The organism is Streptomyces sp. NPDC048002 (assembly GCF_040653275.1).
Taxonomy (GTDB): Bacteria; Actinomycetota; Actinomycetes; order Streptomycetales; family Streptomycetaceae; genus Streptomyces.
This window is the reverse complement of record NZ_JBEZNL010000013.1, coordinates 152,510-178,874: the sequence shown is the minus strand read 5'-3', so window position 1 is coordinate 178,874 and position 26,365 is coordinate 152,510. Positions and strand designations below refer to the sequence as shown.

Annotated in this window: 23 protein-coding genes; 15 read left to right on the top strand and 8 right to left on the bottom strand. The window is 73.5% G+C overall.

What is annotated here, in order from left to right:
• Nucleotides 1-104 precede the first annotated feature (104 nt).
• Nucleotides 105-680, top strand: a complete 576-nt coding sequence (locus AB0E07_RS18940) for an adenylosuccinate lyase (RefSeq protein ID WP_362252854.1) — start codon at nt 105-107, stop codon at nt 678-680.
• A gap of 22 nt (nt 681-702) precedes the next feature.
• Here the strand turns inward: AB0E07_RS18940 and AB0E07_RS18935 are convergent, their stop codons facing one another.
• The 3 genes from AB0E07_RS18935 to AB0E07_RS18925 all read right to left on the bottom strand — a co-directional run bounded on the left by AB0E07_RS18935 (nt 703) and on the right by AB0E07_RS18925 (nt 4,073).
• A complete protein-coding gene (locus AB0E07_RS18935; protein WP_362252851.1) occupies nt 703-1,272 on the bottom strand; it encodes a GNAT family N-acetyltransferase in 570 nt (189 codons plus the stop codon).
• Nucleotides 1,273-1,323: 51 nt separating this feature from the next.
• Nucleotides 1,324-2,898 carry an alpha/beta hydrolase gene (locus tag AB0E07_RS18930; protein ID WP_362252848.1) on the bottom strand — a complete coding sequence of 525 codons (1,575 nt, stop codon included), beginning with the start codon at nt 2,896-2,898 and terminating at the stop codon, nt 1,324-1,326.
• 137 nt (nt 2,899-3,035) lie between these two features.
• A complete protein-coding gene (locus AB0E07_RS18925; RefSeq protein WP_362252845.1) occupies nt 3,036-4,073 on the bottom strand; it encodes an Rv2578c family radical SAM protein in 1,038 nt (345 codons plus the stop codon).
• Between the two features lie 142 nt (nt 4,074-4,215).
• On the opposite strand from AB0E07_RS18925, the gene AB0E07_RS18920 reads away from it, so the two are divergent.
• The 4 genes from AB0E07_RS18920 (at nt 4,216) to AB0E07_RS18905 (ending at nt 10,757) form a co-directional block, all read left to right on the top strand.
• Nucleotides 4,216-4,659: an SRPBCC family protein gene (locus AB0E07_RS18920; RefSeq protein ID WP_362252842.1), complete on the top strand. Its 444-nt coding sequence runs from the start codon at nt 4,216-4,218 to the stop codon at nt 4,657-4,659.
• A 157-nt stretch (nt 4,660-4,816) separates the two neighbouring features.
• Nucleotides 4,817-7,207: a DHA2 family efflux MFS transporter permease subunit gene (locus AB0E07_RS18915; RefSeq protein WP_362252839.1), complete on the top strand. Its 2,391-nt coding sequence runs from the start codon at nt 4,817-4,819 to the stop codon at nt 7,205-7,207.
• Between the two features lie 145 nt (nt 7,208-7,352).
• Nucleotides 7,353-9,812 carry a SpoIIE family protein phosphatase gene (locus AB0E07_RS18910; RefSeq protein WP_362252837.1) on the top strand — a complete coding sequence of 820 codons (2,460 nt, stop codon included), beginning with the start codon at nt 7,353-7,355 and terminating at the stop codon, nt 9,810-9,812.
• A 219-nt stretch (nt 9,813-10,031) separates the two neighbouring features.
• Nucleotides 10,032-10,757, top strand: a complete 726-nt coding sequence (locus AB0E07_RS18905; protein WP_362252834.1) for a class I SAM-dependent methyltransferase — start codon at nt 10,032-10,034, stop codon at nt 10,755-10,757.
• Nucleotides 10,758-10,824: 67 nt separating this feature from the next.
• On the opposite strand, the gene AB0E07_RS18900 is transcribed toward AB0E07_RS18905, so the two are convergent.
• The 4 genes from AB0E07_RS18900 to AB0E07_RS18885 all read right to left on the bottom strand — a co-directional run bounded on the left by AB0E07_RS18900 (nt 10,825) and on the right by AB0E07_RS18885 (nt 15,944).
• Nucleotides 10,825-13,422 carry an immunoglobulin I-set domain protein gene (locus AB0E07_RS18900; protein ID WP_362252832.1) on the bottom strand — a complete coding sequence of 866 codons (2,598 nt, stop codon included), beginning with the start codon at nt 13,420-13,422 and terminating at the stop codon, nt 10,825-10,827.
• Between the two features lie 86 nt (nt 13,423-13,508).
• A complete protein-coding gene (locus AB0E07_RS18895) occupies nt 13,509-14,036 on the bottom strand; it encodes a hypothetical protein (protein WP_362252829.1) in 528 nt (175 codons plus the stop codon).
• A gap of 190 nt (nt 14,037-14,226) precedes the next feature.
• Nucleotides 14,227-15,150 (bottom strand): HtaA domain-containing protein, encoded by a 924-nt coding sequence (locus tag AB0E07_RS18890; RefSeq protein WP_362252826.1) that lies wholly within the window; start codon nt 15,148-15,150, stop codon nt 14,227-14,229.
• Between the two features lie 38 nt (nt 15,151-15,188).
• Complete coding sequence (locus tag AB0E07_RS18885) at nt 15,189-15,944, bottom strand: hypothetical protein (protein ID WP_362252823.1); 756 nt, start codon at nt 15,942-15,944, stop codon at nt 15,189-15,191.
• Between the two features lie 105 nt (nt 15,945-16,049).
• Between AB0E07_RS18885 and AB0E07_RS18880 the strand changes: the two genes are divergently transcribed.
• From AB0E07_RS18880 to AB0E07_RS18850, 7 genes are read left to right on the top strand one after another with little or no spacing between them, the layout of a single operon-like run.
• Nucleotides 16,050-17,087 (top strand): ABC transporter substrate-binding protein, encoded by a 1,038-nt coding sequence (locus AB0E07_RS18880; RefSeq protein ID WP_362252820.1) that lies wholly within the window; start codon nt 16,050-16,052, stop codon nt 17,085-17,087.
• A 47-nt stretch (nt 17,088-17,134) separates the two neighbouring features.
• Entirely contained in the window at nt 17,135-17,968 is an 834-nt protein-coding gene (locus AB0E07_RS18875; protein WP_362252817.1) for a M55 family metallopeptidase, read from the top strand.
• Entirely contained in the window at nt 17,961-19,265 is a 1,305-nt protein-coding gene (locus AB0E07_RS18870) for a M20/M25/M40 family metallo-hydrolase (RefSeq protein ID WP_362252814.1), read from the top strand. The genes AB0E07_RS18875 and AB0E07_RS18870 overlap by 8 nt, the downstream gene beginning before the upstream one ends.
• A 17-nt stretch (nt 19,266-19,282) precedes the next feature.
• Nucleotides 19,283-21,229, top strand: coding sequence for a prolyl oligopeptidase family serine peptidase (locus tag AB0E07_RS18865; protein WP_362252811.1), 1,947 nt, complete (start codon nt 19,283-19,285; stop codon nt 21,227-21,229).
• The gene (locus tag AB0E07_RS18860) at nt 21,226-22,149 is read left to right on the top strand and encodes an LD-carboxypeptidase (protein ID WP_362252808.1); all 924 of its coding nucleotides are present in this window, start codon (nt 21,226-21,228) and stop codon (nt 22,147-22,149) included. Before AB0E07_RS18865 ends, AB0E07_RS18860 begins: the two co-directional genes overlap by 4 nt.
• Nucleotides 22,150-22,205: 56 nt before the next feature.
• Nucleotides 22,206-22,460 (top strand): LapA family protein, encoded by a 255-nt coding sequence (locus AB0E07_RS18855; protein WP_362252805.1) that lies wholly within the window; start codon nt 22,206-22,208, stop codon nt 22,458-22,460.
• 19 nt (nt 22,461-22,479) lie between these two features.
• Nucleotides 22,480-23,043 carry a GNAT family protein gene (locus tag AB0E07_RS18850; protein ID WP_362252802.1) on the top strand — a complete coding sequence of 188 codons (564 nt, stop codon included), beginning with the start codon at nt 22,480-22,482 and terminating at the stop codon, nt 23,041-23,043.
• Here AB0E07_RS18850 and AB0E07_RS18845 read toward each other — a convergent pair.
• The gene (locus AB0E07_RS18845) at nt 23,034-23,381 is read right to left on the bottom strand and encodes a VOC family protein (protein WP_362252799.1); all 348 of its coding nucleotides are present in this window, start codon (nt 23,379-23,381) and stop codon (nt 23,034-23,036) included. The genes AB0E07_RS18850 and AB0E07_RS18845 overlap by 10 nt on opposite strands.
• 147 nt (nt 23,382-23,528) lie before the next feature.
• Here AB0E07_RS18845 and AB0E07_RS18840 point away from each other — a divergent pair, with 147 nt between their 5' ends.
• The 3 genes from AB0E07_RS18840 to AB0E07_RS18830 all read left to right on the top strand — a co-directional run bounded on the left by AB0E07_RS18840 (nt 23,529) and on the right by AB0E07_RS18830 (nt 26,310).
• The gene (locus tag AB0E07_RS18840) at nt 23,529-23,699 is read left to right on the top strand and encodes a hypothetical protein (RefSeq protein ID WP_362252796.1); all 171 of its coding nucleotides are present in this window, start codon (nt 23,529-23,531) and stop codon (nt 23,697-23,699) included.
• Nucleotides 23,696-25,552, top strand: coding sequence for a transketolase (locus AB0E07_RS18835; protein ID WP_362252793.1), 1,857 nt, complete (start codon nt 23,696-23,698; stop codon nt 25,550-25,552). Before AB0E07_RS18840 ends, AB0E07_RS18835 begins: the two co-directional genes overlap by 4 nt.
• An 83-nt stretch (nt 25,553-25,635) precedes the next feature.
• The gene (locus tag AB0E07_RS18830; RefSeq protein ID WP_362252790.1) at nt 25,636-26,310 is read left to right on the top strand and encodes a GvpL/GvpF family gas vesicle protein; all 675 of its coding nucleotides are present in this window, start codon (nt 25,636-25,638) and stop codon (nt 26,308-26,310) included.
• Nucleotides 26,311-26,365: the final 55 nt, after the last annotated feature.

Genomic DNA, 26,365 nt, shown 5'->3' with positions numbered 1-26,365 from the left:
GCCGCCGGCATCTGGCACAACTGGACCACCGGCGCCAAGATCAAACGATCTCTCATCGCCTACGACCACTGAGAACATCGGACTCACTCATCTAGGGTCGGAGCATGGACGAAGAGTTGCGATCGCTCACGGAGCGCTTACGGCGGGAGTCCGGCGGCGGCGCCGGTTTCGAGCGGCTGGCGGCCACCGGGGACACCGACGAACTGGCCGAGGTGCTGGTCGCGCCGGGCCACGCGCTGTGGGCCCGGGAACTGGCCGCCTTCCGGCTCGGACGCGCGGGCGACCGGCGGGCGTTCGAGGCGCTCGTCCTGCTGCTCAACCACCGCGATCCGCAGCGCTGCGGATCCGCGGCCCACGCGCTGTCCCGGCTCGGCGATCCGCGCACCGCCCGCGCCGCCGCCGCCCTGGCCACCAACGAACTGCGCGTCGCCTACGCGCTGCACCCGGTCCGGCTGCTGGTCGAACTGCGGGCCCCCGAGGCCGTCCCGGCGCTGATCACCACCCTGCGCCGGCGGCTGAGCCCGCACGACCCGTACCGGAAGGTCGCGCTCGCCTGTGTGGACGGGCTGGGCGACCTCGGCGACCACCGCGCCCGGACCGTCCTGAACGAGGCCCTGGCCCACCCCGCGCTCGCCGAGGCCGCGGTACGCGCGCTGGCCCGCATCCCGAGACAGCGGTAGGCCCGGCCGGCGCCGGTGCGGCTCAGCCCGGTGTCAGCGTGCGGGCGTAGCGCACCTCGGGGACCTGGACGCCGTCCGCCTCGAAGGACTCCTCGGCGCCGTCGGGGAGGAAGCCCGCGCGCTCGTAGAAGCGCCGGGCGCGGGTGTTGTCCTTGAGGACCCACAGCAGCATGCGCTCGTGTCCGGCGGCGGCGCACCGGCGGACCGACTCCGCCAGCAGGGCGCGGCCCGTCCCGGTGCCGTACAGGGCGGGGTCGACGTAGACCGCGTACAGCTCGGCGTCGGCGGTGCGCAGGTCGCCCGCGCGGTAGGGGCCGTGGCAGGCCCAGCCGACGGCCCTGCCGTCCCGCTCGGCGACCAGGTTCACCACGGCGCCGTCGCCCCGCGCGAAGCGGGCCCGGTGCCGGTCGGCGTCCTCGCCGACTCCGAGGGCGTCCAGGTAGGACTGCGGCATCAGCCCCCGGTAGGCGGCGCGCCAGCCGCCCACCCGGATCTCGGCGACGCGGTCGCAGTCGGCGTACGTCATGTCGCGTATGCGCGGCGGTGCCGCTCCCGCGCCGCCGGGGGCGGGCGTCATGATCGGTTCGGTCATGGGTCCATGGTGGACCAGCACACCGACAACGCCCGCCCCCGGCGGGTGGATTCAGCCGCGGAAGCCCAGCAGCCCGTGGAGCGTGGAGCCCCGGGAGGTGCTCGCCGACTTCGCGGCGGCCGGCTCCGGGTCGGGCAGCGCCTCGCACACCGCGTCGGCCTCACCGCTGCCGCGCGGCACCGTGCCGTCGGTCAGGTACCGCGCCAGGTACCCGTCCAGGCAGGCGTTGCCGCTCAGCGAGACGCCGTGGTTCTGGCCGCCCTCCTCGACGACCAGGCTGGAGCCGCGCAGCAGCCGGTTGACCATCACGGCGCCCTCGTACGGAGTGGCGGCGTCCCCGGTCGCCTGGAGCAGCAGCACCGGCGGGAGTTCCGCGTTGGCGACGTTCACCGGCTTCAGGCTCTTCGTCGGCCAGAACGCGCACGGCGCGTTGTACCAGGCGTTGCTCCAGGTCAGGAAGGGTGCCTTCCGGTAGACCGCCCAGTTGTCCGCGCGCCACTGCCGCCAGTCGCGCGACCAGCGGGCGTCACGGCACTGCACCGAGGTGTAGACGCTGTAGCCGTTGTCGCCCGAGGCGTCCACGGCGGCGAAGTTGTCGTACGCATCCACCAGGGGATCGCTCTCGCCCTCGTTCACGTACGCGGCGAACGCCTCGGCCAGGTAGGGCCAGTAGCCGTTGTAGTACCCGCCCGGCAGGAAGGTCTCCTCCAGCTCGGACGGGCCCACCCGGCCGCCCGCCGGCCGCTGCGCCAGCTCGGCCCGCATCGCGTACCACCGCTCCTCGATCCGCGCCGGATCGGTGCCCATCCCGTAGGCCGCGTCGTGCCGGGCGACCCAGGCCATGAAGGCGAGGTGACGGTCGTTGAAGGCGTGGTCCTGGGCGAGGTTGGCGTCGTACCAGACACCCGTCGGGTCCACCACCGAGTCCAGGACCAGGCGCCGCACCCGCTCCGGGAAGAGCCGCGCGTAGACCGCGCCGAGATAGGTGCCGTACGAGTAGCCGAAGTAGTTGATCCGCTCGGCGCCCACGGCCCGCCGGATCCAGTCCATGTCCCGCACGGCGCTGACCGTGTTGATGTACGGCAGTACGTCCGCGTACTTGTCGCCGCACGCCTTCGCGAACGACCGCGCCCGCTCCAGGTTGGCCCGTTCGAGCGCCGGGGTGCTCGGCACCGAGTCGGGGCGGACCGGGTTGAAGTGGCCCGGCAGGCAGTCGAGCGCGGGCTTGCTCTTGCCGACGCCGCGCGGGTCGAAGCCGATGACGTCGTACTGGGCCGCCACCTTCGCGGGCAGCGACGAGGCCACGAAACCGGCCAGCGTCAGACCGCTGCCGCCGGGTCCGCCGGGGTTGACCAGCAGCGGGCCCTGGTACTTCTTCGCGGTGTGCGGGACACGGGAGAGCGCCAGCGTGATCTTCCGGCCCCGCGGATCCGCGTGGTCGAGCGGCACTTCGAGGGACGCGCACTGGAGCGTCGGGTAGGCGGTGGTGCCGCACTTCTTCCAGGAGAGCTTCGCGGCGGGAGCGGCGGCGCCGGCGCGCGGGGCGTTCGCCTCGGCGGGGACGGCCGTCAGCGTCCCGGCCACGACGACGGCCGCACCGCACAGCACGGCTGCGCTTCTTCTCATCGAGTCCTCCCAGGACGGCGGGGGTTCGGACCGCGAAGGTCACGGTCCACCGCCGCATCGTCCCGGAAAGGCCGCCCGGACGAACGTGTTCTGCCGATAGTTGACCCGATTGGGCCGTGCGTTGCGCTCGGATGCGCTCAGATCAGGGTCAGTTGGACCGGCCCGTCCGACCGCCGCTCGCACGGCTCCGGTTCCGGGAGCCGGCGGGGCATGCCCGCGCGGGCGGGGCCGATGCCGTACTCCGCGGCCAGTTCGTGCACCTGACGGGTGATCCGGCGCTGGTACCACTTCGGGGCGTAGGCGCCGTCGGCGTACAGCCGCTCGTAGCGGCGGACCAGGTACGGGTGGTGGCGTTCCAGCCAGGCCATGAACCACTCGCGGGCGCCGGGCCGCAGATGGAGCACGAGCGGGGTCACCGAGGTGGCGCCCGCGGCGGCGACCGCCCGTACGGTGGCCCGCAGCCGGTCCGGGCTGTCGCCGAGGAACGGGATCACCGGCGCCATCAGCACCCCGCACCCGATGCCGTGCTCGCTCAGGGTGCGCACCACCTCCAGGCGCCGCTCGGGGGCGGGGGTGCCCGGCTCCACGGTGCGCCACAGCTCGGTGTCGAGGAAGCCGACCGACACCGAGATGCCGACGTCGGTCACGGCCGCGGCCTGCTTGAGCAGGTCCAGGTCGCGCAGGATGAGCGTGCCCTTGGTCAGGATCGAGAAGGGGTTGGCGCGGTCCCGCAGGGCGCCGATGATGCCCGGCATCAGCCGGTAGCGGCCCTCGGCCCGCTGGTAGCAGTCGACGTTGGTGCCCATCGCGATGTGCTCGCCAGTCCAGCGCGGGGAGCCGAGCTGACGGGCGAGCAGCTCCGGGGCGTTGACCTTGACCACGATCTGGGAGTCGAAGCCGATCCCGGTGTCGAGGTCCAGATAGCCGTGGGTGGCGCGGGCGAAGCAGTAGACGCACGCGTGCGTACAGCCCCGGTAGGGGTTGACGGTCCACTCGAAGGGCATGCGGGACGCCCCCGGCACCCGGTTGATGATCGAGCGGGCCCGTATCTCGTGGAAGGTCACCCCGTGGAACTCGGGGGTGTCGAAGGTGCGGGTGATCACCGCGTCGGCGCCGAACAGCGGGGCGTCGGCCCGGCTGTGGCCGGACTCCAGGGCGAGGTTCTCCCAGCGCATGTGGCCTCCTCGGTAGCACTGCCCACAGAATAGAACACATGTTCCCTTGATCGTGCGACCCCGATTTGGGCGGCCGGGTCACGGGGTGGTTGGCTTGGGTCCACCCCCACAGGCCCTGGCACATCACCCCTGGAGGAAGTCAATGGCGCAGGTCGAGGCCACTACGGAGCGGGTCGTCGCGGCGGACGCGGAGAAGGTGTTCGACGCCCTCGCCGACTACGAGGGCACCCGGCAGAAGGTGCTGCCCGAACACTTCAGCGAGTACGAGGTGCGCGAGGGCGGCGACGGCGAGGGCACCCTGGTGCACTGGAAGCTCCAGGCCACCAGCAAGCGGGTGCGCGACTGCCTGCTGGAGGTCACCGAGCCCACCGACGGCGAACTGGTGGAGAAGGACCGCAACTCCTCCATGGTCACCACCTGGCGGGTCACCCCGGCCGGCGAGGGTAGGTCGCGGGTCGTCGTGACCAGCACCTGGCAGGGCGCGGGCGGTGTCGGCGGCTTCTTCGAGCGGACCTTCGCCCCCAAGGGCCTCGGCCGGATCTACGACGCGCTGCTCGACAAGCTGGCCGCCGAGGTCGAGAAGTAACCCGCTCCTCAACGGGCCCGTCCCCGGCGGTCGTTGGCCGCCTCACCGATTCGGGTGGATCTTCCGCCCGGCCTCCGGTTTGCCGTAACTCGTCGCGCTTGCCTGCAGTTGCCGCATTGAGCGGGAAATGTGCGGTGGCGCGACGAGGGGAGCGGACGTGGGCGGGATCACTCTGGCGCAGGACGAGGCGGCTTCCGCGCCGCCCGGGACCCCTGAGCCGCCGCCCCCGGGTCCGGCCGGACTCAGCCCGCGCCGGGTGCGGTTGGTCTTCCTCGGACTGATGCTCGCGCTGCTGCTGGCCGCGCTGGAGCAGATGATCGTGGCCACCGCGCTGCCGAAGATCGTCGGTGAACTGCACGGCCTGGACCGCATGTCCTGGGCGATCACCGCCTACCTGCTCACCTCCACCATCGGCCTGCCCGTCTACGGCAAACTCGGCGATCTGCTCGGCCGCAAGGGCGTCTTCCAGTTCGCCATCGTCGTCTTCGTCATCGGCTCCGCGCTAGCCGGGCGCGCCGAGACCATGGACCAGCTCATCGCCTACCGGGCCGTCCAGGGCATCGGGGCGGGCGGGCTCATGATCGGCGTCCAGGCGATCATCGCCGACATCGTGCCGCCCCGCGAGCGCGGCCGGTACATGGGCCTGATCGGCGCCGCCTTCGGCCTGGCCTCCGTCGCCGGACCGCTCCTCGGCGGCTACTTCACCGACCACCTCTCCTGGCGCTGGTGCTTCTACTTCAACATCCCCTTCGGCATCGTCACCCTCGCCGTCGTCGCCGTGGTGCTGAAGCTGCCCCGCCCCGAGACCAGGGCCCGGCTCGACGTCCTCGGCGCGCTGCTGCTCGCCACCACCTCCACCTGCCTGGTGCTGCTGACCAGTTGGGGCGGGACCGAGCACGCCTGGGGCTCGCGCGTGATCCTCGGCCTCGGCGCGGGCGCCGTGCTGTCCGGCGCGCTCTTCCTCGTCGCCGAGCGCTCCGCGGCCGAACCGCTCATCCCGCTGCGGCTGTTCAAGGACTCCGTCTTCAACGTCACCTCTCTGGTGGGCCTGGTGGTGGGGGTCGCGCTGTTCGGGGCCGCGAGCTATCTGCCGACCTTCCTCCAGATGGTCGACGGGGCCTCCGCCACCGAGTCCGGGCTGCTGATGCTGCCCATGCTGGGCGGGATCGTCGGCGCCTCCGTCGTCGCGGGACAACTCATCAGCCACACCGGCCGCTACAAGGTGTACCCGGTGCTCGGCGGCGCCCTGTCCACGGTCGGCATGTGGCTGCTCTCCCGCCTCGACGCCGACACACCCCGGCTGCACTACAGCCTCTGGATGGCCGTCCTGGGCGCCGGCATCGGGATGGTCATGCCCGTCCTGATCCTGGCCGTGCAGAACTCCGTGCGCCCCGCCGACCTCGGCACCGCCACCAGCGCCAACAACTACTTCCGGCAGATCGGCGGCAGCGTCGGCGCCGCGATCTTCGGCACCCTCTTCGCGGACCGGCTCACCGACGCGCTGGCCGTCCGGCTGCCCGCGGGGTCCGGCGCCGGGCTGCCCGACGCCGAGTCCATCACTCCCCAGGCCGTCCACGCGCTGCCCCCGCACCTGCGCGACGCCTACGTCCAGGCCTACGCCGACGCCATGCCGAGGATCTTCCTCTACCTCGTGCCGGTCCTCGTGCTCGGCCTGGTCCTCGCCTTCTTCCTCAAGGAGCGACCGCTGGTGGCCCACCACACCGCCGACCCCGGAACCGACACCGTCCCGCGCAACTCCCAGGTCCCGGCGGCCCGTTCGACCGGATCCGGCGGAGTGCCCGTCCTCGGCGCCGTGCGCCACCCGGACCGCAGCGCCGTACCGGGCGCGGCCCTCACCCTCATCGACGCCGCGGGGGAGCAGACCGGACGCGGCACCAGCGGCGAGGACGGACGGTACGCGCTGACCGTGCCGGGCCCGGGGGCGTACGTGCTGATCGCCGCCGCGGGCGGACACCAGCCGCAGGCCGTGGCGGTCACCGTCGGCGAACGCCCCGTCGAACTGGACGTGGTGCTCGGCGGCGCCGGACGGCTCACGGGCAGCGTGCTCACCGAGGACGGAACGGCCGTGCGGGACGCGACCGTCACCCTCACCGACGGGCACGGCCAGGTCGTCGCCACGACCCGCGGCGGAACCGAGGGCCGCTTCGCCGTGCCCGAGCTGCCGGCCGGCGACTACACCCTCGCCGCCACCGCTCCGGACCACCGCCCGGCCGCCCTGCCCGTCACCGTGCGGGCCGCGCGGGAGACCCGCCAGGACATCCGGCTCGCCGGGGGAGCCGTGCTGCGCGGGACCGTGCGGGCGAGCGGCGGGCGGCCGGCCGAGGACGCGCGCGTCACCCTGCTCGACGCCGCGGGCAACGTCGCCGACACCCTGACCACCGGCCCGGACGGCACGTTCCGCTTCGTCGACCTGGCGTCCGGCGAGTACACCGTCATCGCCACGGGCTATCCGCCGGTCGCCACCGTGCTCCGGGTGCCGGGCGGCGGGCGCACGGAACGCGATCTTCAGCTGGGGCACGAGGACTGAGGGGTACCGGCGGGTACGCGGGTGCGTGCGCCGGTGCCACCGAAGCGGCCAATTGCGGTGTTGCCGCACATCACCGGGGGCTCGCGCCGTACGGTGGTGTCGGCGGGACAGATCTTGCCAAGCCGTGGGGAGAGAGGCCTTGGCCATGGACCGTGGCACCGAACGGGACGTACCTCCCAGCCGCGGAGCTGGGGACGGCGGGCCGGACCACGCCGTGAGCGGCCGTGTCCCGCTGGCCGTGGTCGTGGTCGACCGCGAGGGCCTGGTCTCCCACTGGAGCACCGGCGCGCGACGGCTGTTCGGCCCCGCGAGGGAGGAAGCGGTCGGGCGGCCCGCCGCCGACCTGCTGCCCGTCTCGGGTGCCCTGCCCGACGACGACACGGAGGCCACCGGGTACGTCCTGCACGCGGCCCACGACGATCTCGGACCCGATCTGGAGTCCTCCCTGGAGGGGCGGCTCAACTTCCCCGCGGCCGGCCGCGCCCGCCTCACCGTCCCCGGTGAGGACCGCTCCGACGTGCTGTGGTGGGCGTACCCGCTGGTGGGCCCGGGCAGCGAACGGCTGCTGGTGCTGGCCGCCGACGCGGACACGCTGCGCCGCTGGGACCCCGACGCCACGGCCGGCGAGCGCATCGCCCCGGGGTTCGCGCTGCACACCGACTTCCCCGGCGCCGAGCGACTGGCCCACCGGCTGCCCGAGATCCTGCCCAGCATGAGCGTCGGCGAAAGCACCCGCATCGTCGCCCAGGTCCTCGAACTGGGCTACCCGGTCCTGGAGTTCAGCCAGAACGACCTGGTGCCCGTCACCCCCGACTGGGGCGTGCCGCGGCGCGCCGAGCGCAGGGCCCGCCGGGAGCGCGCGGCCCGCGCCGCAGCGCTCGGGCTGCCCGCGCCGCAGGCCGGGGCCGAGGACGGTGAGGACCTGGAGTACGCGGCGGTCCGGGAGCGCCTGGAGTTCCTCAACGAGGTCAGCGGACGCATCGGCACCTCCCTCGACCTGTCCCGGACCATCACCGAGGTCAGCCGGGCCGTCGTGCCCCGCTTCACCGACGTCGCCGGCACCTATCTGCGCGAACAGGTCGTCGCGGGCGAGGGGTTCCCCGAGGGCGTGCCGGACACCACCACCCTGTGGCACCGGGTCGCCGTCGAGCACACCGACGAACCCGGCCGCTGGGACGACGTCATCCCCGTCGGCGAGGCGATGCCGTTCCCGGCCCACACCCCGTTCTTCCAGTGCATGACCACCGGGGAACCGGTGCTGGTGGAACGGATCAGCGAGCAGATGGGCCACGCCATCGCCTCGCAGTTCGAGAAGCGGGACATCCGGCCGCTCATCAACCACCGGTCCATGCTGGTCGTACCGCTCAAGGCCCGCAACGTCGTCCTCGGCTTCATGATCCTCCTGCGCCACCCCGAGCGGCCCGTCTTCAACGACATGGACCGGGTCACCGGCGCCGAACTCGCCGCCCGCGCCGGGCTCGTGCTCGACAACGCGCGCATGTACACCTTCCAGGAGAGCGTCGCCGAGACGCTCCAGGACAGCATGCTGCCGCACATCCCGGCGCGCATGGCCGGCTGCGACATCGCCACCCGCTATCTGCCGGGCACCCTGCTGGGCCGGGTCGGCGGCGACTGGTTCGACTCGGTCAAACTGCCCGGGGCGCGCACCGCCCTCGTCGTCGGCGACGTGATGGGCCACGGTCTGAACTCGGCCGCGATGATGGGCCAGTTGCGGACGGCCGTGCAGACCATGGCAGCGCTCGACCTGCCGCCCGCGCAGCTCCTGCGCAACCTCGACGACCTGGCCCAGCGCCTCGGCGACACCTATCTCGCCACCTGCCTCTACGCCGTCTACGACCCCATCGCCGGGGAGTTGCAGCTCGCCAACGCGGGCCACATCCCGCCCGTGCTGGTGCGGGCCGAGGACGGCCGCAGCGAACTGCTGGACCTGCCCACGGGGGCGCCCATAGGAGTCGGCGGCGTGCCCTTCGAGTCGGTGCGCGTGCGGGTGGAGCCCGGCGACCGCCTGGTGATGTGCACCGACGGCCTGGTCGAGATGCGCGGCGAGGACATCGGTGTGGGCCTCGCGACGCTCTGCGAGTCCGCCGCCCACCCGGCCGCCTCCATGGACGCCGCCTGCGACACCATCATCCGCGCCCTCAACACCCGCGGCGGCCGCAAGGACGACGTGGCCCTGCTGATGGCCCGGCTGAACGGCATCGGGCCCGAGGACGTCGCCGAGTGGCGGATCGCCCGCGACCCCGTCCAGGTCGGCCGGGCCCGGACGGTGGTCCGCGAGCAGTTGCACGACTGGGGCCTCGCCCGGCTCGCCGACGTCGCCGAACTCCTCGCCGGAGAGCTGGTCACCAACGCGCTGCGCCACTCGCACGGCCGCCCGGTCGCACTGCGGCTGGTGCGTGGCGACACCCTGCTGTGCGAGGTGGAGGACGACGACCACGAGCTGCCGACCCTGCTGAACGCCGGTCCGCTCGACGAGTTCGGCCGAGGTCTGCGGCTGGTGAGCACGCTCGCCCGCGAGTGGGGCACCAGCCGTACGCGGACGGGGAAGAGCGTCTGGTTCGAGCTGACCCTCCCCGGGCGCTGACCCGGGGAGGCGCTGCCCGGGGGCCGGTGCTGCCTGGGGAGCCGGTGCTGCCGTGGGGGGCCGGCTCCGGCCCGGGGCGGCGGCGCCGGTCGGGCGTACGCGGATCGAATGCGGCGTGAAGGAACGTGTGACGTGCTTGTCGCGTCGCCCGGGGCGCGATAGACCGTACTCGGCCCGCCCGGCCGTGGCGGGATGCCTTCGCACCCTGGGGAGTTGGGCATGAGCGTGACGAGTCGGTACCGGGACGCCTGGGAGGGCTTCTGGCGGGAGGCCCCCGAGGAGGAGGGGGCGGTGTTCTGGGACGCGGAACCGGCGTTGACCGTGGGACCCCAACTGGCCCTGTTCGAACCGCTGCTCATCGCGCCGACCCTGCCCCTGGTGGACGTGGGCTGCGGAAACGGCACCCAGACCCGGTTCCTCGCGGGCCGCTTCCCGCATGTCGTCGGGGCCGACCTGTCCGCCGCCGCGATCGACCACGCACGCCGGTCCGATCCCGCCGGCCTGGCCGGCTACCGGGTGCTGGACGCCGGGGAGAAGGACGAGGCGCAGACGCTGCACGCCGAACTCGGCGACGCCAACGTCTACATGAGGGGCGTACTGCACCAGGCGGAGCCCGAGGCGCGGCAGGCGCTGGTGGACGGTATCGCGACGCTCGTCGGCACCCGCGGCCGGGCCTTCCTGGTCGAGCTGGCGGAGGCGGCCAAGCCGATCCTGATGGGCCTGGCCCAGAGCCCGTCCGGTCCGCCGCAGAAGCTCGCCCCGGTCTTCCGGCACGGCATCGCGCCCGGCGAGGTCACCGACGACGCCGTACCGGGGTATCTGGGCGCGGCCGGTCTGAACGTGGTGGCCTCCGGGGAGCTGCCCCTCGCCACCACCGAGCACGGCCCGGACGGCGCCCGCATCGAACTGCCGTCGAGGTGGTTCGTGGTGGGCCGGACGGACTGAGGCGGGACCGGGAAGCGTGTCGGCCCTCCGGTGATCCACCGGAGGGCCGACCCCTGCGTGGTGGGCGTCAGTTGACGGTGCGGCCGCGGCGGTACGCCACCCAGCCCGTCGCCGTCAGGGCCGCCGCCAGCGCGGCCAGCGAGACGACCGTGACGCCGGTCGAGGCCAGGCTGCCGCCGGTGGTCGCGGTGCCGACACCGCTGCCCCCGGTCGTCGTGCCGCCGGTCGTGCCCCCGGTGGTGCCGCCCGTGCCGGTCCCGCCGGTGCTCGTGCCCGTGCCGCCGGTCGAGTCGGAGCCGCCGGTGTCCCCGGTGCCGCCGTCGCTGTCGCCGCCGTCCCCGTCGTCGGTGCCGACCGGGTCCTGTCCGACGAAGCTCACCGGCACCTTCACGTCCTGGCTCCGGTCGCCGGAGAGGGTGTGGTCGGCGCGGGTGGCGAGGACGCACTTGGCCTTGAAGCAGTCAGTGAACTCGTCCTTGGCGTCCACGGTCAGCTCCACCTCGAAGGTGCCGCCCCTGCCGTAGGGGACCGCCAGGTCCTCGCCGTAGTCCGGCGGGTTGGAGGAGATCCACGCGGAGGAGTGGGACGCGCCGGTCATGTCGACGCCGCCGACGCACGGAGTGGGCAGCTCGCCCTCGCCGTTGTCCACACACAGGGCGACGTAGACGCCCTTGTCGGTGTCGTAGCCGGAGCCGGTGACCGTCAGGGTCTGGTCCTCGGTGGCGAGGTGGTTGACCGGCGTGACGGTCAGTTTCTGGCCCTCGGGACCGGTGACGGTCCGGGTGCCGGAGGGCTTCTCGGGCGTCTCCCCGCCGTCGCCGTCCCCGCCGTCCCCGTCGTCGCCGTCGTCGGCCGCCTTCACCGTCAGCGTGACCGGTGCGGTGCGGGTGATGCCCGCCGAGTTGGTGAACTCGGCCCGGTACCGGTAGCCGTCCTGCGCCGCCTGGGCGGTGAAGGCGTAGGCGTTGCCGTCCGCGCCCTCGATCGCCGACCAGGTCTGGCCGCCGTCCGGGCTGACCTGCCAGCGCACGGCCGGCTCGGGGGTGCCCTCGGCCGCCGCGACGAAGGTGACCTCGTCGCCGACGGTCGTGGACCGGTCGGTCGGGGCCTGGGTGACCTTCGGCGACATGCGCAGGTCGTACTTGACGACCTTGCTCTCGGCCGACTTGGTCAGATAGACGGACGTGGCGCCCGGCGCGACCGCGAGGCCGGCGTAGGTGCCGGTACGGATGCTGCCCGGCAGCGGGACCGCCTCGGCCACGGGCCCGAAGGCGGTGCCGTCGAGGATCTGGAGCGACCCGGCGTTGTCGGTGCCGCCGTCGGAGAGGTCCTCGCGCAGGACGAAGGCGCGCCCGGTGGCCCGGTCGAAGGCGGCCGCCATGGCCCGGTCCTCGCCGGTGAGCGTGGTGAGCAGGGTGCCGTCCGCGGCGAACACCAGCACCGAACTGCCGTTGCCCACCCAGACGTTGCCGGTCGCGGGGTCCGGCTCCACGAAGGTGAGGACATCGGCGGTGAACGGGGTCGTCGCGGTGACCTGGAGGGTCTTGGTGTCCACCCGGCGCAGTACCGTCCCGCCCTCGGAGGTGCCGACCGACCAGGCGGCGTCCCGGGCCGCGTCCACCCCAAGTTCGCCGCCGCCCTCCAGGGCGAGGGTCGCGCGCACCTCGCCGGTGGCCAGGTCGACGCGGCGCAGCTCGCCGCCCGCCGCGACCAGCACGGAGGTGGTGTCGGAGTCCTGGCCGACGCCGGTGAAGGAGGCGCCGTTGAACCACAGGCCCTGCGCCGCGGTGTCGCCGTCCTTGGCGGTGCCGATGCCGCGCAGCGGGTAGTGGAAGAGCACGCCGTCGCCGGGGAGCGGGGCGACGATCCGGCGGACCACGCGGGCGGCCAGGGCGCCGTTGAGGCCGGGGGCCTGCGCGATGTGGGAGAGGAGTCTCCCGTCCCCCGCGTCCAGGGCGTACAGGCCCTGCTCGGCGACGTCCGCGGTGTCGGGGATGTTGTCCGAACCGACGTACAGCTTCCCGGAGTCGGGGTGGAGCAGGAGGTCCAGCGGGCGTCCCGCGGTGGTGAACTCGGCGGCCCTGGCGTAGCTGACGGTGCCCGGCGGGACGTCCACGCCGTCCCCGTCGTCGTCCCCCGGGTCCTGGCCCTGGAAGGTGATCGGGATCCGGACGTCCTGGGAGCGGTCGCCGGCGGCGTTGTGGTCGACGCGGGTGACGACCGAGCAGGCCACCTCGAAGCAGTCCAGACCGCTGTCCTCGGCGCGCACGCCCAGCTGGACGTCGAAGGTGCCGCCCACGCCCCAGCGTTCGGCGACGGTGCCCGCGCCCTCGTCCGAGGCGTCCCTGGGAATGATCCACTTCGAGGCTCCGCCGGCGCCGCCCTGGTCGGCGCCGCCGAGACACGGGGTGGGGATGCGGTTGTCGCCGTTGTCCTTGCACACGGCGACGTAGATGCCCTTGGTGTCGTCGTAGCCGGTGCCGATGACGCGCAGGGCCTCGCCCTCGGGGTCGAGGTTCGCGGAGGCGGAGACGGTGAGTTTCTGGCCGTCCTTGCCGAGCGCCGTCCTCGGGGTGTCGGCGGCCTGCGCGGACGAGCCCGCGGCGGCGGAGGCGGCCACCAGGGCGGCGGCGCCGACGATGGCCGCCGGGCGTCTGAGATGCATCGGAGTTCCTCACTGGTCGGGTGCGCCCGCACTCCGGCGGGGCCGGGGCCGGGCCCTCGGACGGGGAGGGCCCGGCGGGGTGGTGCCTACTGGAAGGTGATGGGGACGTGCACGTCGTACTTGCGGTCGTTGGTGTCGAAGTGGTCGGCGCGGGTGACGATCGCGCAGTCGACGTCCTGGCCGCAGACGCTGCCGTCGTCGAGGGTGGCCTTGACGAAGATGTTCACGTTGAAGGTGCCGCCGGTGCCGAACTTGGAGCTGTTGGCGAAGAGGCCGCCGAAGACGTTGTTGACCCAGTGCGAGGCGCCGGTGGAGCCGCTCTCGTCCTGGCCGCCCAGGCACGGGGTCGGCTTGGAGGCGCCCGGATTGCCCTCGACGACGCACAGGCCGACGTAGATGCCCTGGCCGGTGTTGAAGCCCGAGCCGGTGACGTTGACGACCTGGCCGGCCGCCGACGCGGTGTTCGGGGCGGTCACCGAGAGGTTGTAGGTGGTGGAGCCGTCGACGATCGTGCGGGTCGAGGTGGCGGCGGAGGCCGAGCCGGCCAGGCCCAGGGTGAGGGCGGCGGAGGCGACGACGGCGAGGGAGGCGCGGGCGGCGGTGACGACTCTCATCGGGACAGAACCCTTCTGGGGAAACGGAAGCCCGATCCGGAAGCGATCGAACTTAGGTAAGGCAAACCTAAGTTCACATCGCGGTCGCTTGTCAATGGAAGGCAAAAGGTCTCAACAGGCTTCAAAATAGAGGCACTTGGGCATGCCGAGGGGCGGACCGTGCCGGGTCCGCTCCTCGGTGGGGTGGGCACTACGGTTTCCGCACGGCGAAGTCCGCGACGGCGCCGCGCTCCCCGGTGACGGTGCTGAGTTCCACCGTGTGGACGCCCTCGACGGCGGTCGCGTACACGGGGAACGCCCTTGAGACGCGGCCCTGTTCGTCGGCGGTCACCTGGTACCGGGTGTCCTGGTCGATCGCGACGAGCACCACCTCGCCGGGCTCGAACCCCTCGCCCGTGACGGTCTGGTCGGTGCCGGGCGTCAACTCCGGGGCCGTCACCGAGGCGCTCGCGGCGGCGGTCGCGCCCGAGGGTGCGGTGCCGGCGTCCGGGGTCGCCCCGGGGGCCGGGGATGCGGCTTCCGGTCGCTTCGGCGGCGTGGTGGCGGGGGCCGGCTCTGGCGAGGCGGCGGTGCCGGTGCCGGTGCCGGTGCCCACCGTCACGTCGAAGCGGCCGAGCCCGTCACCGGCGGCGAACTCCAGTCCGCTCCACCGCTCCAGCAGCGCCGCGCCCTCCTCGGTGAGCGTGGCCTCCAGGCCGGTCCAGGTCACGCCGCCGCTCCGGACGACCGGGGCGCCGGGTTTCACGTCGGCCAGGGTCAGTTCGCGCGCCTCGCCGTCGACGGCGGTACGGGCGCGCAGCGCACCGGAGTCGGCGTCCAGGCTCAGCCGCAGGTCCGCCAGGGTCAGCGGCGGCGCCGTCCCGGCGGACGGGGTGAGCCCGGCCGTGCCGCTGAGTTCCAGGGCCAGGTCGCCCCTCGCGCCGTCGGCCGTTCCGCCGGTGGCCGGCAGCCAGGCGGGACGGGCCGAGCCGCCGAGGGCCAGCGCCCCGGTGTCCAGCGTCCAGGCCGCGTAGCCGCCCGACACCTCTCTCTCCTGTGCCGTCGCGGTGCCCTGCCCCAGCAGGGCGAGCAGCGCGCCACCCGCCACCGCGGCGGCACCGGGTCTCTTGGCCATCGTCAAGTCTCCTCGGGATTACGGATGGTGAGGGCCGGTCAGTTCGCGCTCGCGCGGCGTCGGCGGGCCCAGAGCCAGGTCCAGGCGCCGGCCGCGACCAGGGCCGCCGCGGTCAGCCCCACGGGCAGCGCGACGGAACCGGTGCTGGCCAGCGGGCCCTTCGGGTCGTCGATCCGCTCACCTCCGGAACCGCCGGTCCCGGAGGTGTCCGTGGCGGCCGGGGCGGAGGCGGACGGCGTGGCGGACGCGGTGCCGGAGCCGTCGCCGGTTCCGGTTCCGCCGAAGGTGACCGGGATGCGGACCGTCTGGCTCTGGTCGCCGCCCCGGGTGTGGTCGTTGCGGGTGATCACGGCGCAGGTCACCCCGGACGCGGTGCAGTCGGTGTTGGCGTCCTTCGCCCGCACCTTGACCCGCACGCCGAACGAGCCCTTGTGCCCGCTGCCCTCGTACGGCTTCGCCAGACCCTCGCCGTAGGAGGGCGGGTTGGAGGAGACCCAGACCGACGCCCCGGACTCCCCGGACATGTCGACGCCGCCCACGCAGGGCGTCGGGGTCCTCCCGGCGCCGTTGTCCACGCAGAAGGCGACGTAGATGCCCTTCTCGGTGTTGTAGCCGGTGCCGGTGACGGTCACCGTCTCGCCCGCCGGGTCGAGTCCGGAGGACTTCGACACGGTGAGTTCCTGGCCCTCGGGGCCGCTCGCCGAGCCGCCCGCGGCGGACGCGGGAGCGGACAGGGCCAGAACGGCGACCAGGGCCGCCGGACCGACTTTCCGGCCAACTCGCTTGCGAGGCAAGCCACTTGGTGATGTCACGGTGCACCCCCACGACGGAGTATTAAGGTAAACCTAACCTAAGCTATTGATCAACTGTGGTGAAGTCGGGGCCTGGAGGGGACAGCGATGAGAATGACCGGAACAGCACCTCGGCGAGCCCTGCCCCTGGTGCTCGCGGTGGCGCTGCTCACCGGCGCCTGCGGGGGCGGGACTTCGGGGTCCGGCGGCTCGGACCCCGCGCCGGTCTCGGCGAGCGAGCGTGCCGTGGCCGCCGAGAAGCAGTTGGCGAGGAACACCCTCGTGCCCCTGGAGGGCGAGCCGCCCACCCCCCGGCTGCCGGTCACCGTCGACTCCTCCGACGGCCGGAAAGTGACCGTCGAGGACGCCTCGCGCATCCTCCCGCTCAACGGCGGCGTCGCGGAGATCGTGTTCACCCTCGGTCTCGGCGACCGTGTCGTCGGCCGGGACATCACCGCCACCTTCGCCGAGGCCGCGGATCTGCCCCGGGTCACCAAGGCGCACGACGTCAGCGCCGAGAGCGTCCTCGCGCTCGAACCGACCGTGGTGCTCGCCGACACCGACACCGGTCCGAGCGAGGCCATCGAGCAGATCCGGGACGCCGGTGTGCCCGTCGTGGTCCTCGACCCCGCCACCGAACTCGCCGACGTCACCACCCGTACCACCCGGGTCGCCGAGGCCCTCGGCGTCCCCGAGGCCGGCCGGGCGCTCGACCGGCGCATGGGCGAGGACCTCGCCGCCGCCCGCGCCGCCGTGCCCGAGGGCAGCCGGCCCCGGGTCGCCTTCCTCTACATGCGGGGCAGCGCCGCCGTCTACCTGATCGGCGGCAAGGGCTCCGGCGCCGACTCCCTGATCGAGGCCGCGGGCGCCGTCGACGCGGGGAAGGAGGCCGGCTTCGACCGGCCGTTCACGCCCATCACCAGCGAGGCCCTGGTCCGCGCCCAGCCGGACGTGATCCTCATGATGACCAAGGGACTGGAGTCCGTCGGCGGCGTCGACGGACTGGTCGCCGTCCCCGGCATCGCCCAGACACCGGCCGGCATGAACCGCCGGGTCGTCGACCTGGAGGACGGCGTCCTGCTCGCCTACGGCCCGCGCACCCCCCTCGTCATCGACATCCTCGTCGACCGGCTCCACAAGAGCTGAGGAAGCTTCCTGGCCGGGCCCGCCGCGGGCGCGTAACGTGACCAGGCATGAAGATCCTCATCAGCGCCGACATGGAAGGCGCCACGGGGGTGACCTGGCCGGCCGACGTGCTACCGGGCACCCCGCAGTGGGAGCGCTGCCGCTCGATGTTCACCTCCGACGTCAACGCCGCCGTCCTCGGCTTCTTCGACGGCGGCGCCGACGAGGTGCTGATCAACGAGGCGCACTGGAGCATGCGCAACCTCCTCCTCGAACGCCTCGACGACCGGGCCGAGATGCTCACCGGACGCCACAAGTCCCTGTCCATGGTGGAAGGCGTCCAGCACGGCGACGTCGACGGCATCGCCTTCGTCGGCTACCACACGGGCGCCGGCGCGGAGGGCGTCCTCGCCCACACCTACCTCGCCAACTCCATCACCGGGGTGTGGCTGAACGACGTACGCGCCAGCGAGGGGCTGCTCAACGCCCATGTCGTCGCCGAGTACGGGGTGCCCGTCGTGCTCGTCACCGGCGACGACCTGACCTGCGAGGACGCCCTCGGTTACGCGCCGGAGGCGCTGAAGGTCGCCGTCAAGGACCATGTCTCGCGCTACGCCGCCGTCTGCCGCACCCCGAACCGGACCTTCGCCGACATCCGCTCCGCCGCCAAGGAGGCGGCCGCGCTGGCGGTCCGGCACCGGCCCGTCGAGGCGGGCCCCTTCACCGTGGCCGTGGAGTTCGACGCCGAGCACCTGTCGATGGCCGCGACCGTCGTGCCCGGGGTGGAACGCGTCGGCGAGCGGAAGGTGGCGTACACCAGCGCCACCATGTACGAGGGCATCCGGACCTTCAAGGCGGTCACCACGATCGTTTCGTCAGCGGTGGAGGAGCAGTATGGCTGACCGGCAGGCGCTGGAGGAGGTCGTGACGTTCACGTCCGACCTCATCCGCATCGACACCACCAACCGCGGCGGCGGCGACTGCCAGGAGCGGCCCGCCGCCGAGTACGCCGCCGCCCGGCTGGCCGAGGCGGGGCTGACCCCCACCCTGCTGGAACGCACCAAGGGCCGCACCAACGTCGTGGCCCGGATCGAGGGCAGCGATCCCTCCGCCGACGCGCTGCTGCTCCACGGCCACCTCGACGTGGTCCCCGCCGAGGCCCGGGACTGGAGCGTGCACCCGTTCTCCGGGGAGATCCGCGACGGGGTCGTGTGGGGGCGCGGGGCCGTCGACATGAAGAACATGGACGCGATGATCCTCGCCGTCGCCCGCCTCTGGGCCCGGGAGGGCGTCCGGCCCCGGCGGGACATCGTGATCGCGTTCACCGCGGACGAGGAGGCCAGCGCCGAGGACGGCTCCGGCTTCCTCGCCGACCGGCACCCCGGGCTGTTCGAGGGCTGCACCGAGGGCGTCAGCGAGTCCGGCGCGTTCACCTTCCACGACGGCTCCGGCCGCGAGCTGTACCCCATCGCCGCCGGTGAACGGGGCACGGCCTGGCTGAAGCTGACCGCGCGCGGCCGCGCCGGCCACGGCTCCAAGGTCAACCGGGACAACGCCGTCACCCGGCTCGCCGCCGCCGTCGCCCGGATCGGCGAGCACACCTGGCCGCTCCGGCTCACCCCGACCGTACGCGCCGCGCTCACCGAACTCGCCGAGGTGTACGGCGTCGAACCCGACCTCGACGACGTGGACACGCTGCTGGAGAAGCTCGGACCGGCCGCCTCCCTGGTGGAGGCCACCGTCCGCAACAGCGCCAACCCGACCATGCTGGACGCCGGTTACAAGGTCAACGTCATTCCGGGCGAGGCCGTGGCCCTGGTCGACGGACGATATCTGCCGGGCACCGAGGAGGAGTTCCGCGCCACCCTCGACCGGCTCACCGGACCGGACGTGGACTGGGAGTTCCACCACCGCGAGGTGGCCCTCCAAGCGCCGGTGGACTCACCCACCTTCGCCCGGATGCGCGCCGCCGTCGAGGAGTTCGCCCCCCAGGGCCGGACCGTGCCCTACTGCATGTCCGGCGGCACCGACGCCAAGCAGTTCTCCCGCCTGGGCATCACGGGCTACGGCTTCGCCCCGCTGAAGCTGCCGGAGGGCTTCGACTACCAGGCACTCTTCCACGGTGTCGACGAACGGGTCCCCGTCGACGCCCTGCACTTCGGTGTCCGGGTCCTGGACCGCTTCCTGCGGACGGCGTGAGCGAGTTGGGGGAGCACGTGCAGACCTTGCCCTACGGTTCCTGGCCCTCGCCCATCGACGCGGCCCTCGCCGCCGCGCACGACGGGCACCCCGAGTACCTCGGCTTCGTCGGCGACGAGACCTGGTGGACCGCGCCGCGCCCCACCGAGGGCGGCCGCCGCACCCTGGTCCGCCGCCGCGCCGACGGCACCCAGGAGCCGGTGCTGCCCGCGCCCTGGAACGTGCGCAGCCGGGTCATCGAGTACGGCGGTCACCCCTGGGCGGGCGCCGAGGCGGACGGCGAACCCCTGGTCGTCTTCGTGCACTTCGCCGACCAGCGGCTCTACCGGTTCCGCCCCGGCGAGGAGCCGAGTCCGCTGACCCCGACCTCCCCGGTCGGCGGCGGACTGCGCTGGGCGGACCCGCAGTTGCTGCCGGAGCGCGGCGAAGTGTGGTGCGTGCTGGAGGAGTTCACCGGCGAGGGACCGGGCGACGTGCGGCGCGTCCTGGCCGCCGTGCCGCTGGACGGGTCGGCCGCCGAGGACCGGGCCGCCGTGCGCGAACTCAGCGACGGCGCGCACCGGTTCGTCACCGGCCCGCGGCTCTCCCCGGACGGGCGGCGCGCGGCCTGGCTGGGCTGGGACCACCCGCGCATGCCGTGGGACGGCACCGAACTCGTCGTCGCCGAGGTGGGCGACACCCTCACCGGCGCGCGGACCGTCGCGGGCGGCCCCGAGGAGTCCATCGCCCAGGCCGACTGGGCGCCCGACGGCTCCCTGCTGTGGTCGAGCGACCGCAGCGGCTGGTGGAACCTCTACCGCGACGGCGTCCCGCTGTGCCCGCGCGAGGAGGAGTTCGGCGGGCCGGTGTGGAAACTCGGCCACCGCTGGTTCGCCCCGCTCGCCAGTGGGCTGATCGCCGTGGTGCACGGCCGCGGCGCGACCGCGCTCGGGATACTCGACCCCACCACCGGCGAGGTCGTCGACGCGGCCGGACCCTGGACCGAGTTCGCGCCCACCCTCGCCGTCCACGGCCGCCGCGTGGTCGCCGTCGGGGCCAGCCCGCGCAGCGCCTACGAGGTCGTCGAACTCGACACGGGCACCGGGCACGCCCGGGTGATCGGCGCCGAGCACGACGACCCCGTCGACCCCGCGCACTACCCCGAGCCTCAGATCCGCACCTTCACCGGACCCGCCGGACGGGAGATCCACGCCCACGTCTACCCGCCGCACAACCCCGGCGCGGTCGCCCCCGGCGGCCGGCCCGCGCCGTACGTCGTATGGGCGCACGGCGGCCCGACCAGCCGCTCGCCCCTCGTCCTGGACCTGGAGATCGCCTACTTCACCTCGCGCGGCATCGGCGTCGCCGAGGTCAACTACGGCGGCTCCACCGGCTACGGCCGCGCCTACCGCAACCGGCTGCGCGAACAGTGGGGCCTGGTCGACGTCGAGGACTGCGCGGCCGTCGCGCTGGCCCTCGCCGACGAGGGCACCGCCGACCGGGAGCGGCTCGCGGTACGCGGCGGCAGCGCCGGCGGCTGGACCGCGGCGGCCTCGCTGGCCACCACCGACGTCTACGCCTGCGGCACCGTCATCTACCCCATCCTCGACCTCGCCGCCTGGGCCGACGGGGAGACCCACGACTTCGAGTCCCGCTACCTGGAGACCCTGGTCGGGCCGCGCGCCGAGGTGCCCGCACGGTACGCCGAACGCTCCCCGAGCGAGCACGCCGAGCGGATCACCGCGCCGTTCCTGCTGCTCCAGGGCCTGGACGACGTGATCTGCCCGCCCGCGCAGTGCGAGCGGTTCCTGGACCGGATGGCGGGCCGCCGGGTCCCGCACGCCTACCTCGCCTTCGAGGGCGAGGGGCACGGCTTCCGGCGGGCCGAGACCATGGTGCGCGCGCTGGAGGCGGAGCTGTCCCTCTACGCTCAGGTCTTCGGGCTCAACCCGCCCGGCATCCCGACCCTGGAGCTAGACCGGTGAAACCCCTCGTCCGTCCGCCCCGACTCGCCCCCGGCGCCCGGGTCGCCGTCGTCGCCACCAGCGGCCCGGTGCCCGAGGAACGACTGGAGGCCGGGCTCGACGTCCTGCGCGGCTGGGACCTCGACCCGGTGGTGGCGCCGCACGTCCTGGACCGCCACCCCGACTTCGGCTACCTGGCCGGCACGGACGAGGACCGCGCCGCCGACCTCCAGAACGCCTGGTGCGACCCCACCGTCGACGCCGTGCTCTGCGCCCGCGGCGGCTACGGCGCGCAACGCATGACCGGCCTGCTGGACTGGGAGGCGATGCGGGCCGCCGGACCCAAGGTGTTCGTCGGGTTCAGCGATCTCACCGCGCTGCACGAGGCGTTCGCCCGCCGCCTCGGCCTCGTCACCCTGCACGGGCCGATGGCGGCGGGCGTCGACTTCATCAAGAGCGCGGACGCCCAACGGCACCTCAGGGCCACGCTCCTCGCCCCGGAGACGGTCCGCGAGATCGCCTCCGGCGGCCGGGCCATGGTGCCGGGGCGGGCCCGCGGGGTCACCCTCGGCGGCTGTCTGAGCCTGCTCGCCTCCGACCTCGGCACCCCGCACGCCCGGCCGTCCGCGCGCGGCGGACTGCTCTGCCTGGAGGACGTGGGGGAGGAGACGTACCGGGTGGACCGTTACCTCACCCAGCTGCTGCGCGCGGGCTGGCTCGACGGGGTGAGCGGGCTGCTGCTGGGCTCCTGGGCGGAGTGCGATCCCTACGAGCGGCTGCGCCCGCTGCTCCTGGACCGGCTCGGCGGACTCGGTGTCCCGGTGGTGGAGGAGTTCGGGTTCGGTCACTGCCCGGACGCGCTGACCGTCCCCTTCGGGGTGACGGCCGAGCTGGACGCCGACGCGGGCACCCTGACCCTGGACGAACCGGCGCTGCGCTGAACCGCCCGGGACGGCCTCACCATGCGTGACGAGGTCTTCGGGCGCACTCTGGAGACATGAGCCCGAAGACCTCAGAGAGCGGTGGCAGGGCCGGCGAGAAGACGTCCGGCAAGAACCCGGCGTTCACTCCGGCGCGCATCGCCGTGCTGGTGCTGGCCGTCCTCACCCTGATCTTCATCTTCGAGAACACCGCCGAGACCGAGATCCGCCTGCTGATCCCCGTGGTCACCATCCCCCTGTGGGCCGCCCTGCTGGGCTGCACCCTCATCGGCGCCCTGTGCGGGGCCTATTTCATGAGGCGTCGCAGGTAGGCGGCCGTAGGCTGGCGGGATGCCGCACATCGCACCGCGCCACCTCGCCGAGGGCCCGCTCGTCGGGATACGTCACTTCACCCACGACGACAGCGCCGAGTTCACCGCCCGGGCGCGGGAGAGCAAGGATCTGCACCGGCCCTGGCTGTTCCCGCCGGACAACCCCTCGTCCTACGCGGGCTACGCGTCGCTGTTGATCGAGGACCCGGCCAAGGCCGGCTTCCTGGTGTGCGAGAAGGCCGACGGCGGCTCGATCGCCGGCTTCATCAACATCAACAACATCGTCCGGGGTGCCTTCCAGTCCGGGGCCCTCGGCTACGGCGCCTTCGCGCACGCCGCCGGACGCGGGCTGATGCGGGAGGCGCTCGGCCTGGTCGTGGACCACGCGTTCGGCCCGCTGGGGCTGCACCGCCTGGAGATCAACGTCCAGCCCGCCAACACCGCCTCGATCGCCCTGGCCCGCGGCTGCGGATTCCGCCTGGAGGGACTCTCCCCGGCCATGCTCCACGTCGACGGCGCCTGGCGCGACCACGAGCGCTGGGCCCTCACCGCCGAGATGCGCGCGGGCGACGGTCAGGACTGACGGTCCACGTACTCGTACACCACTCCGTCCGGGTGCATCGCGATCAGGCTGCGGCCCGCCGGGGTGGCCACCGGGCCCGCGACCACCCGGGCACCCAGCTCCACCAGTACGTCCCGGGTCTCGGCGACGTCCTGCACGGCGATGGTCGCGGCGACCTTGCGCAGCACCTCCAGCTCCGCCTCCGGCCCGCTCATCAGCAGGAAGCAGCCGACCGCGGCGACCTCGACGCCGCCGCGCCCGAACCGCTGTGCGCGGCCGCCGGCCAGCCGCTCGTAGAACGGGACGGCGGCCTCCAGATCATCGACGCAGACACGCAACGTGGCTCCCAGAATCTCCATGCCGGGAGCCTAGTGGTGCGCGCCGGACGGGGAGATCGTTTCGGTCGCCGGGGAGGGCTCCGACGTTTGGCCGCTCCGACCCGGGGGACGCGGAGGGTTCCGAGGTACGAGAACCGCCCCGCAGCTCAGCCGCACACGGAGGACCCGATGACCAAGTCCGTCCGCACCCAGCCCGGCGGCGAGCCCGCGCGGCGCAGGCCCGGCGGCGAGCCGGACCGCGCGCGCGGCGACCGGCACACGGAGCCACCCGGCCCGGTCAAGCGGGCCGACATCCCGCCCGACCCCAGCCCCGGTCCGCCGGAGGAAGGAGCCGTATGAAGACCGCCGAACGCGACGGACTCGTCGCCCTCGGACAGCAGTTGCGGGTGGACAGCGTACGGGCGTGCGACGCGGCTGAGTCCGGGCACGCGACCTCGTCCCTGTCCGCCGCCGACCTGGTGGCCGTCCTCCTGGCCCGCCACCTCCGCTACGACTTCGAGCGCCCCGCCCACCCCGGCAACGACCGCTTCGTGCTGTCCAAGGGACACGCCACGCCCCTGCTGTACGCCGCGTTCAAGGCGGCCGGCGCGGTCGAGGACGGCGAACTGCTCACCTTCCGTCGGCTGGGCAGCGCCCTCGAAGGGCATCCCACCCCGCGGCGGCTGCCCTGGGTCGAGACGGCCACCGGCTCGCTCGGACAGGGGCTGCCGGTCGGCGTCGGGCTGGCCCTGTCGGGCAAGCGGCTGGAGCACACCGGCTACCGGGTGTGGGTGCTGTGCGGGGACGGCGAGCTGGCCGAGGGCTCCGTCTGGGAGGCCGCCGAGCACGCCGCGTACGAACGGCTCGACAACCTCACCGTCGTCGTCGACGTCAACCGGCTCGGGCAGCGCGGCCCGACCCGCCACGAGCACGACCTCGGCGCGTACGCCCGGCGCTTCCGGGCCTTCGGCTGGCACACCGTGGAGATCGACGGACACGATGTCGAGGCCGTCGACCGCGCCTACGCCGAGGCCGGGGCCAGGACCGGACAGCCCACCGCGATCCTCGCCCGCACCCTCAAGGGCAAGGGCGTGCGGGCCGCCGAGGACCGTGAGGGCCTGCACGGCAAGCCGCTGAAGGACGCCGGGTCGGCGATCACCGAACTCGGCGGCCGGCACGACGCGCGGGTCCGGGTACAGGAACCGCCCGCCGCCCGGATGCTGCACTCCGTGCCCACCGGCGACCTCGAACTGCCCCGGTTCGCCCTGGGCGAGCGGGCCGCCACCCGGGACGCCTACGGCAGGGCCCTCGCCGCGCTGGGTTCGGCGCGGGAGGACGTGGTCGCCCTGGACGGCGAGGTCGGCGACTCCACCCGGGCGGAGCTGTTCGCCAAGGAACACCCCGGGCGGTACTTCGAGTGCTACATCGCGGAGCAGCTGATGGTCGGCGTCGCGGCGGGGCTCGCCGCCCGCGGCTGGACCCCGTACGCGGCCACCTTCGCCGCCTTCCTCACCCGCGCCCACGACTTCGTGCGGATGGCCGCGGTCGGCGGCGCCGGGATCAACCTCGTCGGCTCGCACGCGGGCGTGGCCATCGGCCAGGACGGGCCCTCGCAGATGGGCCTGGAGGATCTGGCGATGATGCGGGCGGTGCACGGCTCGACCGTGCTGTACCCGTGCGACGCCAACCAGACCGCCCGGCTGGTGGCCACCATGGCGGGCCTGGACGGCATCCGCTATCTGCGCACCTCGCGCGGCGACTCCCCGGTGATCTACGGCCCCGACGAGGAGTTCCCGGTCGGTGGCAGCAAGGTGCTGCGGGCCTCCGCCTCGGACCGGCTGACGATCGTCGCCGCGGGCGTCACCGTGCACGAGGCGTTGGCCGCCGCCGACGCGCTCGCGGGCGCGGGCATCGCGGTCCGGGTGATCGACCTGTACTCCGTCAAGCCCGTGGACCGCGCGACCCTGCGCCGGGCCGCGGAGGACACCGGCTGTCTGGTCACGGTGGAGGACCACCACCAGGAGGGCGGCCTCGGCGACGCCGTCCTGGACGCCTTCCTCGACGGGCGCCCGGTACCGCGCCTGGTCCGGCTCGCCGTCCGTACGATGCCCGGCTCGGCCGCGCCCGACGAACAGCTGCACGCCGCCGGCATCGACGCCGAGTCGATCGTGGCGGCCGGACAGCTGCTGGTGGGCGAGGCGATCGCGCCGTGAACCGTTCCGCCGACTACGACGGGACCGTCGGCACCGACGGAACCGTTCGCGCCGACGGCCCGCCGGGCGCGCAAGGAGGCCCGATGTCCGCACCGCGCTACGTGTACGCCGTCTGCCGGCCCTTTCAACAGGCCCTCCAGGCGCAGCTCACCGGGGTCGCCGGACAGCCGCCCCGCCAGCTGACGCACCATGGACTGGTCGCCCTGTACAGCGTGGTGCCGGAGCGTGACTTCGCCGAGGAACCGCTCCGTGCCCACCTGGCCGACGACGTGTGGCGCTCCGAGACGGTCAGGGCCCACCAGGGCGTCGTCGACGCGCTGACCGCCGTCACCACTCCACTGCCCCTGGCCCTCGCCACCGTCTTCCGGGACGACAGCGCCCTGCGCACGATGATGGAGGCCCGCGAGGAGCACTTCCGGCGCACGCTGGACCGGCTGGAGGGGCGGGTCGAATGGGTCGTCAGGGCCCATGCGGGGCCCGGCGCCCCGGGTGCCGAGGACGTCGCGGGGCGCCTGCACACGACGCTGTCCGCCCGCGCGGAGGCCTCCCGGCTGCGGGATCCGCTGCTCGCGGACCCGTCCGGCGCGCACGAGCGGATCGTGCTCGACGCGGCCTATCTGGTGCCGCGCGGCGACTGCGAGGAATTTGTGGAAACCGTGAAGCAGTCAGAGGGAATGAACGGAGGAATTCCGGGAATGAGGATCGAGCTTTCCGGGCCGTGGGCCGCCTATTCCTTCACCGGCGAGGAGACTCCCTGAACGCGTGAATCGTGAAAACGGGCCGGTGGCCCGGAACCCGAATCGGGTTCCGGGC

Bases quoted from the DNA above. Each gene is read 5' to 3' on its own strand.
- AB0E07_RS18890 (WP_362252826.1), bottom strand. From the start codon at position 15,150: ATGGCCAAGAGACCCGGTGCCGCCGCGGTGGCGGGTGGCGCGCTGCTC.
- AB0E07_RS18930 (WP_362252848.1), bottom strand. From the start codon at position 2,898: ATGAGAAGAAGCGCAGCCGTGCTGTGCGGTGCGGCCGTCGTCGTGGCC.
- AB0E07_RS18905 (WP_362252834.1), top strand. From the start codon at position 10,032: ATGAGCGTGACGAGTCGGTACCGGGACGCCTGGGAGGGCTTCTGGCGG.
- AB0E07_RS18935 (WP_362252851.1), bottom strand. From the start codon at position 1,272: ATGACCGAACCGATCATGACGCCCGCCCCCGGCGGCGCGGGAGCGGCA.
- AB0E07_RS18845 (WP_362252799.1), bottom strand. From the start codon at position 23,381: ATGGAGATTCTGGGAGCCACGTTGCGTGTCTGCGTCGATGATCTGGAG.
- AB0E07_RS18925 (WP_362252845.1), bottom strand. From the start codon at position 4,073: ATGCGCTGGGAGAACCTCGCCCTGGAGTCCGGCCACAGCCGGGCCGAC.
- AB0E07_RS18940 (WP_362252854.1), top strand. From the start codon at position 105: ATGGACGAAGAGTTGCGATCGCTCACGGAGCGCTTACGGCGGGAGTCC.
- AB0E07_RS18895 (WP_362252829.1), bottom strand. From the start codon at position 14,036: ATGAGAGTCGTCACCGCCGCCCGCGCCTCCCTCGCCGTCGTCGCCTCC.
- AB0E07_RS18830 (WP_362252790.1), top strand. From the start codon at position 25,636: ATGTCCGCACCGCGCTACGTGTACGCCGTCTGCCGGCCCTTTCAACAG.
- AB0E07_RS18870 (WP_362252814.1), top strand. From the start codon at position 17,961: ATGGCTGACCGGCAGGCGCTGGAGGAGGTCGTGACGTTCACGTCCGAC.
- AB0E07_RS18910 (WP_362252837.1), top strand. From the start codon at position 7,353: ATGGACCGTGGCACCGAACGGGACGTACCTCCCAGCCGCGGAGCTGGG.
- AB0E07_RS18900 (WP_362252832.1), bottom strand. From the start codon at position 13,422: ATGCATCTCAGACGCCCGGCGGCCATCGTCGGCGCCGCCGCCCTGGTG.
- AB0E07_RS18880 (WP_362252820.1), top strand. From the start codon at position 16,050: ATGAGAATGACCGGAACAGCACCTCGGCGAGCCCTGCCCCTGGTGCTC.
- AB0E07_RS18850 (WP_362252802.1), top strand. From the start codon at position 22,480: ATGCCGCACATCGCACCGCGCCACCTCGCCGAGGGCCCGCTCGTCGGG.
- AB0E07_RS18855 (WP_362252805.1), top strand. From the start codon at position 22,206: ATGAGCCCGAAGACCTCAGAGAGCGGTGGCAGGGCCGGCGAGAAGACG.
- AB0E07_RS18840 (WP_362252796.1), top strand. From the start codon at position 23,529: ATGACCAAGTCCGTCCGCACCCAGCCCGGCGGCGAGCCCGCGCGGCGC.
- AB0E07_RS18920 (WP_362252842.1), top strand. From the start codon at position 4,216: ATGGCGCAGGTCGAGGCCACTACGGAGCGGGTCGTCGCGGCGGACGCG.
- AB0E07_RS18835 (WP_362252793.1), top strand. From the start codon at position 23,696: ATGAAGACCGCCGAACGCGACGGACTCGTCGCCCTCGGACAGCAGTTG.
- AB0E07_RS18875 (WP_362252817.1), top strand. From the start codon at position 17,135: ATGAAGATCCTCATCAGCGCCGACATGGAAGGCGCCACGGGGGTGACC.